The sequence below is a fragment of the Arthrobacter sp. KBS0703 genome (assembly GCF_002008315.2).
GTDB lineage: Bacteria > Actinomycetota > Actinomycetes > Actinomycetales > Micrococcaceae > Arthrobacter.
This window is the reverse complement of sequence record NZ_MVDG02000001.1, coordinates 3,727,070-3,741,685: the sequence shown is the minus strand read 5'-3', so window position 1 is coordinate 3,741,685 and position 14,616 is coordinate 3,727,070. Positions and strand designations below refer to the sequence as shown.

Annotated in this window: 16 protein-coding genes; 12 read left to right on the top strand and 4 right to left on the bottom strand. The window is 67.0% G+C overall.

What is annotated here, in order from left to right; genetic code table 11:
* Window positions 1-232: 232 nt before the first annotated feature.
* The 6 genes from B1A87_RS17410 (at window position 233) to B1A87_RS17385 (ending at window position 5,877) form a co-directional block, all read left to right on the top strand.
* The gene (locus B1A87_RS17410; protein ID WP_078027465.1) at window positions 233-1,522 is read left to right on the top strand and encodes an ABC transporter substrate-binding protein; all 1,290 of its coding nucleotides are present in this window, start codon (window positions 233-235) and stop codon (window positions 1,520-1,522) included.
* Between the two features lie 77 nt (window positions 1,523-1,599).
* Window positions 1,600-2,607, top strand: a complete 1,008-nt coding sequence (locus B1A87_RS17405; protein ID WP_078027464.1) for a carbohydrate ABC transporter permease — start codon at window positions 1,600-1,602, stop codon at window positions 2,605-2,607.
* A 2-nt stretch (window positions 2,608-2,609) separates the two neighbouring features.
* A complete protein-coding gene (locus B1A87_RS17400; RefSeq protein WP_078027463.1) occupies window positions 2,610-3,518 on the top strand; it encodes a carbohydrate ABC transporter permease in 909 nt (302 codons plus the stop codon).
* On the top strand, window positions 3,515-4,453 hold the full coding sequence (locus B1A87_RS17395; RefSeq protein ID WP_078027462.1) for a sugar kinase: 939 nt from the start codon (window positions 3,515-3,517) through the stop codon (window positions 4,451-4,453). Before B1A87_RS17400 ends, B1A87_RS17395 begins: the two co-directional genes overlap by 4 nt.
* 78 nt (window positions 4,454-4,531) lie before the next feature.
* Entirely contained in the window at window positions 4,532-5,170 is a 639-nt protein-coding gene (locus B1A87_RS17390; protein ID WP_078027461.1) for a bifunctional 4-hydroxy-2-oxoglutarate aldolase/2-dehydro-3-deoxy-phosphogluconate aldolase, read from the top strand.
* A 41-nt stretch (window positions 5,171-5,211) separates the two neighbouring features.
* Entirely contained in the window at window positions 5,212-5,877 is a 666-nt protein-coding gene (locus tag B1A87_RS17385) for an HAD family phosphatase (RefSeq protein WP_260681071.1), read from the top strand.
* 49 nt (window positions 5,878-5,926) lie between these two features.
* Here B1A87_RS17385 and B1A87_RS17380 read toward each other — a convergent pair whose 3' ends face one another.
* Both B1A87_RS17380 and B1A87_RS17375 read right to left on the bottom strand, forming a co-directional pair.
* The gene (locus B1A87_RS17380; RefSeq protein ID WP_078027459.1) at window positions 5,927-7,012 is read right to left on the bottom strand and encodes a Gfo/Idh/MocA family oxidoreductase; all 1,086 of its coding nucleotides are present in this window, start codon (window positions 7,010-7,012) and stop codon (window positions 5,927-5,929) included.
* Between the two features lie 2 nt (window positions 7,013-7,014).
* Window positions 7,015-8,199: a Gfo/Idh/MocA family protein gene (locus tag B1A87_RS17375; RefSeq protein ID WP_078027458.1), complete on the bottom strand. Its 1,185-nt coding sequence runs from the start codon at window positions 8,197-8,199 to the stop codon at window positions 7,015-7,017.
* A gap of 103 nt (window positions 8,200-8,302) precedes the next feature.
* Here B1A87_RS17375 and B1A87_RS17370 point away from each other — a divergent pair, with 103 nt between their 5' ends.
* From B1A87_RS17370 to B1A87_RS17345, 6 genes are all read left to right on the top strand, one after another.
* The gene (locus B1A87_RS17370; RefSeq protein WP_260680913.1) at window positions 8,303-9,337 is read left to right on the top strand and encodes a LacI family DNA-binding transcriptional regulator; all 1,035 of its coding nucleotides are present in this window, start codon (window positions 8,303-8,305) and stop codon (window positions 9,335-9,337) included.
* A gap of 62 nt (window positions 9,338-9,399) precedes the next feature.
* Window positions 9,400-10,218 carry a Cof-type HAD-IIB family hydrolase gene (locus B1A87_RS17365; RefSeq protein WP_078027456.1) on the top strand — a complete coding sequence of 273 codons (819 nt, stop codon included), beginning with the start codon at window positions 9,400-9,402 and terminating at the stop codon, window positions 10,216-10,218.
* 116 nt (window positions 10,219-10,334) lie between these two features.
* Complete coding sequence (locus B1A87_RS17360; protein ID WP_078027455.1) at window positions 10,335-10,577, top strand: hypothetical protein; 243 nt, start codon at window positions 10,335-10,337, stop codon at window positions 10,575-10,577.
* Window positions 10,578-10,610: 33 nt separating this feature from the next.
* Window positions 10,611-11,450 (top strand): glycerophosphodiester phosphodiesterase, encoded by an 840-nt coding sequence (locus B1A87_RS17355; protein WP_078027454.1) that lies wholly within the window; start codon window positions 10,611-10,613, stop codon window positions 11,448-11,450.
* 185 nt (window positions 11,451-11,635) lie between these two features.
* Window positions 11,636-11,863 carry a DUF6480 family protein gene (locus tag B1A87_RS17350; protein ID WP_078027453.1) on the top strand — a complete coding sequence of 76 codons (228 nt, stop codon included), beginning with the start codon at window positions 11,636-11,638 and terminating at the stop codon, window positions 11,861-11,863.
* Window positions 11,864-12,001: 138 nt separating this feature from the next.
* Window positions 12,002-13,126: a glycerate kinase gene (locus B1A87_RS17345; protein ID WP_078027452.1), complete on the top strand. Its 1,125-nt coding sequence runs from the start codon at window positions 12,002-12,004 to the stop codon at window positions 13,124-13,126.
* Window positions 13,127-13,197: 71 nt separating this feature from the next.
* Here the strand turns inward: B1A87_RS17345 and B1A87_RS17340 are convergent, their stop codons facing one another.
* Together B1A87_RS17340 and B1A87_RS17335 are read right to left on the bottom strand one after the other, a co-directional pair.
* Window positions 13,198-13,860: a DUF6766 family protein gene (locus B1A87_RS17340; protein WP_078027451.1), complete on the bottom strand. Its 663-nt coding sequence runs from the start codon at window positions 13,858-13,860 to the stop codon at window positions 13,198-13,200.
* An 85-nt stretch (window positions 13,861-13,945) separates the two neighbouring features.
* On the bottom strand, window positions 13,946-14,434 hold the full coding sequence (locus tag B1A87_RS17335) for a DUF6328 family protein (RefSeq protein ID WP_078027450.1): 489 nt from the start codon (window positions 14,432-14,434) through the stop codon (window positions 13,946-13,948).
* Window positions 14,435-14,616: the final 182 nt, after the last annotated feature.

Sequence of the window (14,616 nt, the reverse complement as noted above, 5' to 3'; positions counted from 1 at the left end):
AGCACGTTATTCGGTCGGGCGGTAGACCGATCTACCAACATTTTTGCGAGTTATTTCCCGAAAACAAGCGGAATTTCGTTGATTGACCTGATGAGCGCGGTGCAGCGCGGTAGAAATAACGCCGTCGTCACACAAATCTATTGCATCGATCTACTTAACTATGTAACCTGAACCACAACGCAGGCTCTAGCCGGGCCTTATCCGGCGTCTGACAACCCAAAGGAGAGTAGTCATGCGTGCACTAAACAAGCTCAAGATCTCGTTGGCCGTAACGGCCGCGGCAAGCCTCATTGCAGTAACCGGATGTTCCGCCAACCAGCCCGCGGGAAGCTCCACCGGCGGCTCCGACAAACTCGAAATCACTTCATGGTGGACCTCCGGTTCGGAAGCCGACGCCCTGAACGTTCTGATTGACGGTGTGAAGGCGGCCAAGCCCGGACTGTCCGTGGATAACGCCGCAGTCTCCGGCGGCGGCGGCTCCAACGCCAGGCAGGCACTGGCGGCGCGGCTTCAGGCCGGCAGCCCGCCGGATGCCTGGCAGGTACACCCGGCCGGACAGCTCAAGAGCTACGTCGACGGCGGGCAGGTCGCGGACCTGACCGAGCTATGGACGCAGAACGATTGGGCATCCCAGATGCCCAAGGACGTGGCCGAAGTCCAGCAGGTCAACGGTAAGTACTACACGGTCCCGATCGGAGTCCACCGCGGCAACGTGCTCTGGACCAACCCCGCCGTGCTCGCCAAGGCCAACGTCAAGATTGATCCGGCAGGCGGCGTGGACGGACTGATCAGTAGCCTCAAGCAGGTTCAGGCGGCCGGGGCCACACCGGTGTGCCTGGGGGACAAGGACATCTTCGCGTCCTCCCAGCTGCTCGAGTCCATCATCATGTCGCGGGCCGGCGCCGACAACTGGAAGAAGCTCTTCAGCAACGAGTACTCCTTCGACGCACCCGAGGTAAAGCAAGCCCTCGAGGACTACAAGACCATCCTGTCCCTTGCCAACAAGGACCACTCCGCCATCACCTGGGATGAAGCCTCGAAGAAGATGGCAAACGGTGCCTGCGCCGTGAACCTCATGGGTGACTGGGCCTACGGCGAGCTGATCAACGCCAAGAAGAAGCCGGGCACGGACTTCGCCTGGGTGACGTTCCCCGGCAAGGAAGACATCTTCGACTACGTCGGTGACGGCTTCTCCATCCCGGCAAACAACATTCCGCACGCGGAAGCTGCCAACGCCTGGCTGAAGACGCTGATGGACCCCAAGGTCCAGACTGACTTCGCAGCCAAGAAAGGCTCCATCCCCGCCGTGAAGTCCGCCGACATCTCCGGTCTGTCCAAATACCAGCAGGAAGCCGCCAAGAGCTTCGCTTCGGCCAAGGTTGTTTCCTCCCTGGCCCACGCCCAGGCCGCGGGAGCGGAATTCGCCCAGACTTACGCGGATGCCGTTTCCACCTTCAACGGCAGCGGTAACGCCGATGCCTTCATCGCCAGCATGACGGCGGCCCAGAAGACCCAGCTCTAGCAGCCGGTCAGCCAACCAAGTCGCAAAGGGTGTGGCTGCAGACCCCTGCAGCCGCACCCCGGACAGGATCAGTTTTCATGACAACCTCAACAGCACTGCCGCCCGCGCCGGCCAGCCCCGGCCCGCGGCCCAAGAAACAAGTCCCCCATAACGTCAAGACCTCCCGCCGGGCAGCCTGGATCTTCGCACCCAGCCTTCTGGTCAGCTTCCTCTTCGTCTACGTCTTCATCGGCATCACGGTCTACATCTCCCTGTCGAACTGGAAGATCGGCACCAGCCCGGATCTGTCACTGCGCCAGCCTTTCGGAGGCACCTACGCCGAGATCGTGAAGGAACAGCGCTTCCAGGCAGACATCCGCAACGTGGTGATCTTCACCGTCATCTTCCTGGTCCTGGCCATCCTTGGCGGACTCATCGCAGCCCTCTTCATCCACCACGTCTCGATCGGCAAGGGCCTCTTCCGGACTGTCTTCCTCCTGCCCTACGCCCTGTCCTTCATCGTCACCGGTGTTGCCTGGCGCTGGATATTCTCCCCATCCACCGGCGTCAATGAAATCCTTCGGAGCATGGGCATCGAGAACCCGCCCGGCTGGACCACCGACCCGACCGTCCTGGGGGCACTGAACGACCCCTCCGGTACGGACTTCCTGAAGGTTCAATTCGGCATCCCGGTGGCGCTGCTTCCGATCATCTTCGCCGCGGCCTGGCAGCTCGTGGGCTTTGCAATGGCCATGTACCTGGCCGGCCTGGCCTCAATTCCGGAAGAACACCTGGAGGCGGCAAGCGTTGACGGCGCCAATATCTGGCAGCGCCTGCGCCACATCGTCCTGCCCCAGCTGTGGCCCTCCACCATCACCTGCTTCGTGCTCCTGCTGCACGTCGCCCTGAAAATCTTCGACCTCGTCGTCGCCATGTCCGGTTCCGGCCCCGGCTTCGTCACGGACGTCCCGGGCATCTACATCTACAACTACCTCACCAGCCGTTACGACAAAGCCTCGGCAATGGCGATCATCCTGCTCCTGCTAACCCTCGCGGTAATCGTTCCGTACCTCATCCGCGGATACCGCAAAGAGCGAAAGGCATAGAAATGGCTGTCGAAACCCTCGAAGCGACCCCTGCCCTGCCCGCCCGCACGTCGCGCCGACGCCCCGGGAAGCCGGCCCCCAAGCCCCGGTCCTGGAGCCTGCCCAGGTCCCCGGGCGGCTGGATCGTCCTGGCCGCCTGCGCCATTGCCACCCTTGGCATGCTGGTGCCCGTGTACGTCATCATCACCACGGCGCTCTCCGGAAGCACCGGGGCGCCCAACTTCTTCCTGGCCTTCCCGGACGCGCCCAGCCTGGATGCCTTCAAGGGGGCCTGGACGAAACTCCACGGCTCCCTGGCCAACTCGCTGCAGATCACCGTCCCGGCCGCACTGATTTCCTGCCTCCTCGGATCGATCAACGGCTACATCCTCTCCAAGTTCCCGTTCCGGGGCTCCAATGCCCTGTTCACGGTGCTGCTGGTCGGCATGTTCATTCCGTTCCAGGCCGTCATCATTCCCGTCTTCCAGTTCCTGAACATGCTGCACCTGCAGGGAAGCATCATCGGCCTGATCGTGGTCCACATCATCTACGGCATCCCGATCACCACACTGATCTTCCGCAACTACTACGAAGGCATCCCCAGCGCCATCATCGAGGCCGCCTCCATTGACGGCGCCGGGATCTGGAAAACCTATGCCCGCGTGATGCTGCCGCTGTCCGTGCCCGGTTTTGTCGTCGCCGGAATCTTCCAGTGCACCAACATCTGGAATGACTTCCTCTTCGGCTTCATCCTGGCCTCCCCGGCCGCGTGGCCTGCCACCGTGACCCTGAACAACCTCATCGGAACCACCACAGTCGACTACTCCGAGCTGATGGCCGGCGCCGTGCTCGTTGCCGCACCCACCGTCCTGCTCTACCTCGTCCTGGGCCGGTTCTTCGTCAGCGGGCTCACCGCCGGAGCCGTCAAATGAACCTGGACGTGCTCTGCGTCGGAGAAACCATGGCCGTCGTTACGCCGGCAAGGGCTCAGCCGCTGAGCGAGGCTGAGGAATGTCTGCTGGGTTACGGGGGAGCGGAGTCCAATGTCGCCGCGCACCTGGCCGAATTCGGCTACCGGTCCGGGTGGGCAAGCCGCCTCGGCCAGGACCCGTTCGGGGACCGCATCATGGAGGGCCTGACCGCCCGGGGCGTGGACGTCAGCCTGGTCGCCCGCGACAGCACCGCCCCCACCGGCGTGTACTTCAAGGACCCCGACCTGGGGCATGGTGCCAGGACGCTCTACTACCGGGCCGGGTCGGCGGCCTCAGCCATGGCGCCCGAGGATTCCGGCGCCTGGCCGCTGGAGCAGACCGGCTGGATCCACACCAGCGGCATCAATGCGGCCCTGTCGGCCAGCTGCTCCGCGCTGACAGAGCGCCTCCTGAGCCACGCCAGGACGAAAGGCTACAAGGTTTCCTTCGACGTCAACTACCGCCCCGCGTTGTGGAACGTGGACGTCGCCGGCCGTCGGCTGCTGGAACTCGCCGGCATGGCAACCGTGGTCCTCGTTGGCCTGGACGAAGCAGCAGCGCTGTGGGGCTGCGCCACCGCCGTAGAAGTCTCGAACCTGCTGCCCGGTCCCCGGCACGTGATCATCAAGGACTCCGCAACTGAAGCGGTGGAATTCGTCCGGGAACAAAACGGGGAAGAACGCGCCTTCCGCGTCCCCGCCCACCGGGTTGACGTCGTCGAACCCGTCGGCGCGGGCGACGCGTTTGCTGCAGGATATCTGGCCGGACTGCTCCGGGGAGACCAGCCCGCCGACCGGCTCGCCCTGGGCCATTCCTTCGCAGCCTGGACGCTCGGAACCCGCGCCGACTTCCGCCCCGGCCACGGCACCAGGCCCCGCAGCTACGCCACCCGCTGACGTCCGGTGATCGAGCTTGTCGAGATCCGGGAGTTAGCTCCCCGCCACCCCACAGCCCTAGCCCGGAAAGAGGATACTTTGGCACACGCACCCCTCCACGACTGGTTTGACGACGACTTCTTCCGCATCCCCGTCATCGCCGTACTTCGCGGGCTCACCCCCGATGAAGCCGTCAGGTCCGCTACGCGGGCCTGGGACGCCGGCGTCCGGCACGTCGAAGTCACCATCGAAACACCCCAGGCCGTCCGCGCGCTGGCAGCTGTGGCCAGCGCCGCCGCCGAACGGGGCGTGGCCGCGGGCGCAGGAACCATCATCAGCCTCGATCAGCTGGACGCCGCCGCCTCCGCCAATGCGTCCTTCACCGTTTCGCCGGGGCTGGATGACGGCATCGTGGAGGAAAGCATCCGTCGCGGCATCCCGCACCTGCCCGGCGTGGCTACGGCGAGCGAGATTCTCCGTGCCAAAGCCTTCGGCCTGTCCTGGCTCAAGGCGTTCCCTGCCTCGGTTCTCGGCCCGGAGTGGGTCAAAGCCATGAAGGGTCCCTTCCCCGACGTGCGATTCGTGGCCACCGGCGGCATGAAGGCCGCCAGCGCACGCACGTACCTGGCAGCCGGGGTCAGCGTCGTAGGCTTGAGCTCAGACTTCTCCTCGGACGAGGGCGCGGCCGCCGTCCGGGATCTGCTCGCATCCGTCGCCGGGAACGCGGTGCGCGGATGAAGGCAACAGTTCTCCGGACTTCCGAAAGGACGGTTGGGGTGATGACGTCAACAGACCCGCAGCGCCTCAAAGCCGTTCTCTGGGACATGGACGGCACCGTGGTTGACACGGAACCGTACTGGATGGCGGCCCAGCGCGATCTTGCCGCGACACATGGCGTGGAGTGGACCGCCGACGACGGCCGCTCCACTGTCGGGCAGGCCATGCAGGTCTCCGCGGCCATGCTTCAGAAACACGGCGTGCCGATGTCCGCGGAGGAGATCATCGACGAGCTCCTCAGGCGCGTTGTGGCGAAGCTCGAAGAGGGCATCCCGTGGCTCCCGGGCGCCGAAAGGATCCTCGCTGAACTCGCCGCGGCCCGGATTCCCTCGGCCTTGGTCACCATGGCCTTCAGCCCGGTCGCCACCCGCGTGGCATCCGCAGCACCCATCGGCACCTTCCACGCCGTCGTCGCCGGTGACATGGTCCCGCAGGGAAAGCCCCACCCGGCGCCATATTTGGCGGCCGCCGAACTCCTCGGCGTCGACCCCTCCAATTGTGTGGCCGTGGAGGATTCCGTCAGCGGCACAACAAGTGCGCAGGCCGCGGGCATGGACGTCGTGGTGGTCCCGGGAGTCGTCCAGCCCCCAGCCGCCGCCGGCCGCCACTTTGTGCCGTCGCTTGAGGCCGTCACCGTGGAGAGCCTCCGGAACATTCTCCGCGGGTAGGGCGGCGCCCTACCCGCCTCTTGACGGACGGACCAAAACCCGCCGGTGATCAGTCCGACCCGGGGGCGGCCGAAAAGGCCGGGCTCGGTTCATAGCGGATCGTTTCGGATCGTCCGCTGCGGAGGGATGCCGTGGCCGCCTCCGCGATGGCCTGCGCCTTCAGCCCGTCCTCCAGCGAGGGCGTGATCAGCGTACGGGTCCCTGCGCCGGCGCCGTCCGCACCGCCGTCCGGACCGCCCTTCAGGACGCCGTCCAGCGCATCGACAAAGTGGGCGAGGGCGGCCGCATAGGTGGGCTGGACCCTTTCGAACCAGCCCGGGTGCAGGCCGTCGTCGGTGACGCGTCCGGCCTGGTAGCGGGAGACGGCGCCAGCCCTGTGGCGGCGGGCCTCTGCCATGCCGGTGGACCCCATGATCTCGATGCGTTCGTCGTAGCCATAGCCGGTGCGGCGCGCACAGTCGATCTGAACCAGGGCGCCACCGTGGAGCCGGAGCGTCACCGCGGAGGTGTCGACGTCGCCGTACTCCGCGAGCCGGGGCTCGGCCAGGGCGGATCCGGTGGCGAAGACCTCCACCGGGTCGAGGCCGGTGAGCCAGCGGGCCAGGTCGAAGAAGTGGACGGTCTGATCGCGCATCTGGCCGCCGGACGTGGCGATGTAGGACAGCGGCGGCATCGCGGGGCCGCGGCTGGACAGCTGAATGAGTTCCACCCGGCCGATCTCACCGGCGTCGACGATCCGTTTGAGCTCGGCGTAATCGCGGTCGAACCGGCGGTTGAAGTCCACCATCACCGGAATCGCGCGCTCGGCGGCGAACGCTGCCGTCTCCCGGGCCCGCTCCAAGTCCAGGTCGATCGGCTTCTCGCACAGCACCGCCAGGCCGGCCTCGGCCGCCCGGCGCAGGTGCTGCGCATGCGTGTCCGTGGAGGATGCGATGAAGACGGCGTCGATGGCGGACGCGTCAAACACCTCGTCCAGGGAGCTGGCCGCCCGTGTGCCGTGGGCCGCGGCCAGGGTCCGGGCCCGGCTTAGATCGACGTCGTACACGAGGCGGAAGTCGACGCCGGGGTTTGCCGCAAGGTTGGCGGCGTGGACCGCGCCGATGAATCCGGCGCCGATGAGCGCAAAGCGTTGCATGGCTAGACCTGTGCTTTCTGTGTGGCGCCCGCCGGGACAGCCCAGGCGGCATCGTGGTGGTGGGAGGCGGCGACGGCTTCGACGAACCTGACACCGGCGAGGCCGTCCTCGCCGGTGGGGAAGCTCAGCTCGCGGGTGGCAGGCAGTGTTCCGTCCCGGCGGGCGCGCAGTTCCCCTGCCAGGTCGCGGTAGAAGTTGGCGAAGGCCTCGAGGAATCCTTCGGGGTGGCCCAGGCCGACCCGGGTGAGGCGCGAAGCGTCCTCGGACAGGGTGCTGAGGCCCTCGGTGAGGATGGTCGTGGTCCCGTCCAGGTCCTGAACCCTGAGGTGGTGCGGATCCTCGTGTTCCCACGCCAGGCTTCCCTGGTCACCGAAGACGCGGATGCGCAGGCCGTGGTTGTTGCCGGTCGCGGCCATGCTGGCCCAGAGCCGGGCGGGAACCTCGCCGGTCAGCTGCAGTTCGACGGTGGCGTGGTCGAACACGCGCCTGCCGGGAACCAGGCTGCGGAGCCGCCCGGACAGCCGCTCGGCCTCGAGCCCGGTGATGTAGCGCAGCAGGTGGAAGGCATGCGTGCCCAGGTCTCCCACCACGCTGGGGAACCCCGCAACGTCCGGATCGGTGCGCCAGGCGGCCTGCTTGTGCCCGAGCTGCTCCAGCGGAGAGGCGGCCCAGCCGGACGCGTGCTCCACGTCCACGAACGTGATGTTGCCCAGCCTGCCGTCGCGGACCATCCGGGCCGCCTGGCGCACCATGGCGTAGGCGGAGTAGCAGTGCGGGACCGCCAGCACCACGCCGTTCGCCGCGGCCACCCGGACCAGCTCCGCTGCGGTGGCCGAATCGCTGGTCAGGGGCTTCTCGCACACCACCGAAATGCCTGCTTCGAGAAACGTCCGGGCGATTTCGAAGTGGCTGTCATTGGGCGTGGCAACAACCACCACGTCCACGGCGTCCGCGCGGCCGGATTCCGCTTCGGCCATGTCCCGGTAGTCCCGGTAGACACGGTCCGCCGGCACGCCCAGCCCGCCGGCCAGCACCGCGGACTGGAGGGGATCGCGGCCGAAAACGCCGGCCCGCAGGTCGAACAGGCCGTCCAGCCGCATCGCATGGCGGTGGGTCTTGCCGATGTCCGCGCCGGAGCCGCCTCCCACCATGCCGGCCAGCAACTGTCGTGTGTGCGGTGCGCTCATGAAGATTCTTCCTGTTTGGACATTCCTTGGACCGGTCCATAATGGATGACGCGAGACAGCACCGTCAACCCCTTAGGCTGAGATGGCACCGAGAGGAGTAACCGTGACCCACCCGTCCGCCGCGAGCGGCGCGCCCGCCAACAGGCCCACCATCCGTGATGTCGCCACCCAGGCCGGGGTGTCGAAGTCGCTGGTCTCCCTTGTGCTGCAGGGGTCCGGAAACGTCAGCGAAAGCCGACGCCGGGCGGTGCTGGAGGCGATGGAGGAACTGGGATACCGCCCCAACAAGCTGGCCCGCGGGCTCTCGATGCCCCGCACCGGCACGGTCGGGGTGCTGCTGAACGACCTCCGGAACCCCTGGTTCGTCGAACTCCTCGAAGGGCTGACCGCCTCGCTGCACGCAGCCGGAGTGTCCCCCATCCTCGCGGATTCCTACACGGACCGCCGGGTGGGCCGGCGCTCGGTGGAAGCCCTGCTCGATCAGCGCATTGACGGGCTCGTGGTGGTGGGAACCACCACGGAATCGACGGCCATCGAAATTGCCGCCGCAGCCGTGCCGGTCGTCCTGGCCGGAACGCTAGACCCTGCCCTGCCGGGCGTGGACATCGTGGTCAACGACGACGAAGCGGGCGCGCGAAAGGCGACCGAGCACCTGCTGGCCCTGGGCCACCAGCGCATTGCCCATCTGCAGGGGCCCGACGAAATCGGAAAGCGCCGGCGGGCGGGCTACGAACATGCGATGAAGGCCGCCGGACTCGAACCGAGGGTGGTGTCGGGCGGCATGAGCGAGGAAAGCGGCTTTGCCGCCGCCGGCCGCCTTCTAGCCGGCGGCGGCCGGCCAACGGCAATCTTCGCTTTCAACGACATCGCCTGCATCGGCGCACTTTCCGCTGCGGCCGAGCACGGCCTGGCCGTGCCGGGGGACCTCTCGCTGGTCGGCTATGACAACACGTACCTCGCTCGGATCCGCCACATCTCCCTGACCTCGGTGGACAACGGCAACCTGGCCGTTGGGGTCCAGGCGGGCAAATTCATCCTCGAACGCATCGGGAGCCCGGATGTGCAGGGCCGCCTTCATCTCGTGTCCAGTGAACTGCAGGTGCGGGGGTCCACCGGCCACCCGCCTGCTGCGCCGTAACGCGGGAGGGCGGCGGAAGGAGCCCGACCGGTCGGCTCTGCGTGCCCACGTAGACTGGCAGCATGCGGTTGGTAGCGAGTGACATAGACGGAACGATCCTTGGGCACGACGGAAAAATCAGTGACCGCACCGTCCGCGCCTTCCACGCCTGCCGGAGCGCCGGCGTCGAACTCGTTTTCGTCACCGGGCGCCCGCCGCGCTGGCTGCACCCGCTCGAAGAGCAGCTGGGCCACACCGGCACGGTGATCTGTTCCAACGGTGCCGTGGTGTGGGACCTCGAGGCGGACAAGATGGTTTCCGCCCGGACCATGGCCCTCAACGATGTCTTCGAGGTCCGCCGGATCATCAAGAGCCTGCGCCCCGCGGCCCTGTTCGCCGCGGAAACCCTCACCGGCTTCCACCTCGAGCCCGGCTTTATCGAAAACGGCTCCAGCGAGCTTCTTGCCGAGTTCACCCCGGCGCCGCTGGCCGAGACGCTCACGGCGGATGACGCCGTCGTCAAATTCCTGGCGATCGTCCGCGAAGGCACCGCCGACGACTTCCTTGCCGAGGTGGCGCCCGCCGTCGGGAACCTCGCCACCGTCACGCATTCGGCGCCCACCATCGCCATGCTGGAGCTGTCCGTCCCGGGCGTCAACAAGGCCGTCACGCTGGCGGAGTACGCCGCCTCGCTGGGCATCGAAGCCGCGGACGTCGTGGCCTTCGGTGACATGCCCAACGATATCGAGATGCTCCGCTGGGCCGGCCACGGTTACGCCATGGCCAGCGGCCACCCCGAAGCGATCCGCGCAGCGGGGCAGCAGGCGCCGCACTTTGACGACGACGGCGTGGCCCAGATCCTCGAGGAAAGGCTCGCCGCGCTCGGCGTCAGGCTGCCGTAACACTGCCGTCTCCGGCCTGCCACCGTTCTCCCAGCTGGCGGTCAACTCACGTTCACGTTCGAACCCTAGAGTGGGGCGCGTCCGATGATGCAAGAGTGTTGCCGATAGGGGACGTCGTGGCCAGGAACAAGACACTAAACGCGGCCGATACTCCGTTGCGCCGCGCGGAACCGGATGCGCACTGGTCCGCCCTGCGCCCGGGGGACCGTGTCACCGTACGGCTCTCGCCGGGCTACGAAACCGGCGGGCTGATTTCTGCGGTCACGCCGGATCACGCGGTGGTCTGGGTTGACCTCGACGGCGGCCGCGGCCGCATGCTGCTGCACTGCGGCGACGGCGTGGAGATCCTGCCGGACTGACCGGCAGCCCGGGCCCTCCGCTACGCTTCGAAGGTGACCGAACCGCTCCCGTTCTTCTCCGCTGCCGGCACTGGTGCACATGCTGCCAAGGCCGCTCCCGGTGTGGGCAGGCCGGTCGCCCTGGCCCACCGCGGATTCTCCCGCGAGGGCCTGGAGAATTCGATGGCCGCGTTCCGCGCCGCCGTCGAACTCGGCTGCCGGTACGTCGAGACGGACGTCCACACCACCTCCGACGGCGTGCTGCTGCTCTTCCACGACTCCTCGCTGGACCGGCTCACGGACGGCATCGGGCGGATCGCCAGCCTTAGCGCGGACGAGGTTTCACGGGCGCGGATCCGCGGGACGGAGCCGGTGCCGAGCTTCGACGAACTCGTGGCGGCCCTCCCGGACACGCGGTTCAACCTCGACGTCAAGGACCGGCACTCCGTGCGCAGCCTCGCCGCCGCGATCGAACGCCACGGCGTCCATGACCGGGTGCTCATTGCCAGCTTCTCGGACCGCCGGCGGCGGGCCGTGCTGAAGCTGCTCAGCCGCCGCACCGCGTCCTCGGCCGGGATCGGCAGCAACGCCCTTGTGGTGCTGCTGGGCCCCCTGCTGGCCGTTCCGGGGCTGGGGTCGTTGGTGCGGGCCGCGCTGCACCGGGCCCTGCGCAGCGTCGACGCCCTGCAGGTGCCGGTCAGCTACAAGTCCGTTCCCGTGGTGACGCCGGGTTTTGTCCGCCGGGCGCACGGGCTCGGGCTGTACGTGCACGTGTGGACCGTCAATGAGCCGGCGGAGATGCGTCGGCTCCTGGACCTCGGCGTTGACGGGATCGTGACGGACCGTGCCGACCTGCTGAAGGAAGTCCTGCAGAGCCGCGGCGAGTGGTCCTGACCGGTTTCACAGCCCGGCGCTTGGGGCAGGGTCACCGGCCCTTTCCGCGCCGCGCGGCATCTGGCTGTTCCGGAATTATCAGCATGCTTACAATTAGTCCCGTGTCGTCGGTGACGGAAATGCCAAGCTTCACCGACCCCCGGCGTCATCAGCAGGTGACCCTAGCCACGGAGGACCGCAGGAACATGAGCAGCTACCATCCCGAAAACGACCCCGCCAACCCGGACCGGCCCGCCCCGCGGGACAGTGCGGATGAACAGTCAAAGACCACACAAGAGGACTCGGCCAGCTCGCCGAATCCGGATCCGCTGAACGGCAACATCACCGGCCTGGAACCGGGCGGCGGAGTCCCGCCGGGGGAGACGCCGCCCGCCGAAGACCAGATGAGCGGGGACCAGGGGCACGGGGAGTAGCCCTGCGCCTGCTTACGCCAGCCAGCGCTGGCCGAAGGATGTGCCGCCTGAACGGGGCGCCGGCCGCAAGACGCCCCGCGCTGCCCGGATGTCGGAAAGGGTAAGCGCGTTCCCCTGCATTGCTGGCAGGATGGTGCCATGCGTATCCTGATCGCCCCGGACAAGTTCAAGGGGTCCCTCACCGCCGTCGAAGCCGCCGCCGCCATCGCCGAGGGTGCCCTCCGCGTGTATCCCGACGCCATCGCCACCCAGTTCCCGGTGGCCGACGGCGGCGAAGGAACACTTGAGGCGGCGGTCGCTGCCGGCTACGAAGAGCGGATCAACACGGTGGTGGGCCCCATCCTGGCCCCGGTCGGCGCGGCCTGGGCGCTGCGGAAAGACGGCGCCGGCGGAGGCACTGCAGTGATCGAGACAGCGCAGGCTTCGGGCCTCGCCCAGATGGAGCCGACGCCCGAGAACTCCCTCCGGGCGCACAGCTACGGCTGTGGCCAGCTGATTGCGGCCGCTCTGGATGCCGGTGCCACGGAGATCGTCCTGGGCGTCGGCGGTTCCGCCATGACCGACGGCGGCAGCGGCGCCTTGCGCGCCCTGGGCCTCAAGCCACTCGACGTACGGGGAAACGTGGTGCCGCTGGGCGGCGGATCCCTGGCCGATGTGGTGTCGATCGATGTCTCGGGGCTGGACCCGCGCCTGTCCGCCGTGACGTTCAGGATCGCCGTGGATGTCCAGAACCCGCTGTACGGCAATACCGGCGCCGCGTATGTGTTCGGCCCGCAGAAGGGCGCCGACGCCGCCGCCATGGAAAACCTCGACGACGGCCTGCGCAACTGGGCGTCCCTCCTTCGGGAGGCCACGGGCCGGGACGTCAACGTACCGGGCGCGGGCGCGGCCGGCGGCTTCCCGGCGTCGTTCCTTGCCTTCACGCATGCCACGCTGGAAGGTGGCTTCGCGCTCGTGGCGGGGCTGACGGGACTGGACGAACAGCTCAAGGACGCCGACCTGGTGATCACCGGCGAGGGCTCGATGGACTCGCAGTCGCTGACGGGCAAGGCGCCCATCGCGCTTGCGGACGCGGCCCGGGAACGGGGGATCCCGGTGATCGTCGTGGCCGGCAGGATTCTGGTTACACCGGAGGACCTGGCCCAGCACGGCGTGGTGGCCGCGGCGCAGCTGCTGGACGTTGCCGACAGCCCGGAAGACGCCATCGCCAATGCCGGCAAATACCTCGCCTGGGCCACGCGGCAGGTTCTCGAAGGGGCCTGACCGCCTCCGACCAGCCACAGCCTCCGACCAGCCACCCGTCTCGAACTGCGCTGTCTCCGACGGCGGGCGGCTCAGGCTCCGGTCTCGTAATGCGGTTCGGCCACCGGTTTGGACTCGGGCGAGCCCTTCTCGCGCAGGTAGACCGACATGCCCACCAGCACCGCGACGGCGAGGAATTCGCTCTGCCAGTTCTGGAAGGACTCGAACCAGAAGCGGCTGGTGGCGAGGTAGCCCAGGACGCTCACCGTCGGTTGGCCGTGCGTTTCCTGTTCGCTGTTGTATTCCTCGCTGCCGCCGATCGCGTGCAGTGCGAACGAGGCGAGGAACAGCAGCAGGAACATGATCGAGAGAGAGTGTTCATAGAGCTTGAGCACCACGCCGCCGCGCTTGACGGGCCACGGCGTGGAAGGCTTGATGGTCGCGTCGCGCGGATCCTGGTCCTGCGGCGCGTCCTTGCCCATGGGCTTGGATTCCGAGGACCCCTTTTGGAAGAGGAAGACGGTGAGGATGACGTACATGCCCATCTGCAGGAACTCGGATTCCCAGTTTTCGAAAGTGGCTTCCACAAAAGCGCCGGTCCCCAGATACTGCGCGACGGTGACGGCGGGCTCGCCGTGGGTCAGTTGGTCGTCGCTGTAGCTGCTGGCGCCGCTAAGGATCATGCCGCCGAAAAAGATCAGGAACAGCGCCACATTTGCCAGCAGCAAACCGTGCTCTTTGACCCACTTGCTCATTAATCCTCCGTGTTTAGTTGAGTTGAAGCCCCGGCTGACCGGATGCACCCGTCCCGCACTGAATGTCCCCGCCTGGCCCGGCAACCTATTTCCGCGCCTGCCGTTGCAGGTGGAGCGGCACATAGACCAAGAGGATGGCGAGCACCGCGAGGAGCGCGGCTCCCGCGATGAGGCCGACGCTGCGGCCGGCCGTGACATCGAAAACGAGAGCGGCTGACCCTACGCTGAGGGTCGCTACACCGCCTAGGGCGATCTTGGTGATGTTGTCCGCGCTGGTCACGAGCGTTTCCTTGAGCCGTTGCCGGAAAAGCCGCCGGTGCACGCTGACCGGCAGCAGGATGAAGGCGGTGGTCAATGCGGCAAGCGCCACATTCACGAGGTAAAGGTTGGTCTGAAAGCCGTCGAGCGTTTGGAACCGCTGCTGGAACGGCAGCGTCAGCAGGAAGCCGGCAAGGATCTGCACGCCCGTCTGCAGCACCCGCAACTCCTGGAGCAGTTCCATCCAGTTCCGGTCGAGCTGTTCCTCACGGGTCTCATTCCTGCCGCTGCGAGCCGGGCTGTCGGGATCGGTCATGCATCCTCCTCCCTCGGCGTCGCTGCTGGCGCTTTTGCTCCAAACCTAGGCTCAACCCTAGTCGAATTCAACAACTGCTAAGTTTGCTGTCTATTTTCTGCCAGATGATGGACTTGGTCCTTGAAACTGCGTTAGGTTCGAAGAGCCGGACCGTCCGGCCGTACCGGAGCGGGGATGGACGT

Excerpts from the sequence above, each read along its gene's own strand:
- B1A87_RS17345 (WP_078027452.1), top strand. The coding sequence starts at position 12,002 with ATGCGTATCCTGATCGCCCCGGACAAGTTCAAGGGGTCCCTCACCGCC.
- B1A87_RS17395 (WP_078027462.1), top strand. The coding sequence starts at position 3,515 with ATGAACCTGGACGTGCTCTGCGTCGGAGAAACCATGGCCGTCGTTACG.
- B1A87_RS17405 (WP_078027464.1), top strand. The coding sequence starts at position 1,600 with ATGACAACCTCAACAGCACTGCCGCCCGCGCCGGCCAGCCCCGGCCCG.
- B1A87_RS17380 (WP_078027459.1), bottom strand. The coding sequence starts at position 7,012 with ATGCAACGCTTTGCGCTCATCGGCGCCGGATTCATCGGCGCGGTCCAC.
- B1A87_RS17410 (WP_078027465.1), top strand. The coding sequence starts at position 233 with ATGCGTGCACTAAACAAGCTCAAGATCTCGTTGGCCGTAACGGCCGCG.
- B1A87_RS17335 (WP_078027450.1), bottom strand. The coding sequence starts at position 14,434 with ATGACCGATCCCGACAGCCCGGCTCGCAGCGGCAGGAATGAGACCCGT.
- B1A87_RS17375 (WP_078027458.1), bottom strand. The coding sequence starts at position 8,199 with ATGAGCGCACCGCACACACGACAGTTGCTGGCCGGCATGGTGGGAGGC.
- B1A87_RS17365 (WP_078027456.1), top strand. The coding sequence starts at position 9,400 with ATGCGGTTGGTAGCGAGTGACATAGACGGAACGATCCTTGGGCACGAC.
- B1A87_RS17350 (WP_078027453.1), top strand. The coding sequence starts at position 11,636 with ATGAGCAGCTACCATCCCGAAAACGACCCCGCCAACCCGGACCGGCCC.
- B1A87_RS17400 (WP_078027463.1), top strand. The coding sequence starts at position 2,610 with ATGGCTGTCGAAACCCTCGAAGCGACCCCTGCCCTGCCCGCCCGCACG.
- B1A87_RS17340 (WP_078027451.1), bottom strand. The coding sequence starts at position 13,860 with ATGAGCAAGTGGGTCAAAGAGCACGGTTTGCTGCTGGCAAATGTGGCG.
- B1A87_RS17385 (WP_260681071.1), top strand. The coding sequence starts at position 5,212 with ATGACGTCAACAGACCCGCAGCGCCTCAAAGCCGTTCTCTGGGACATG.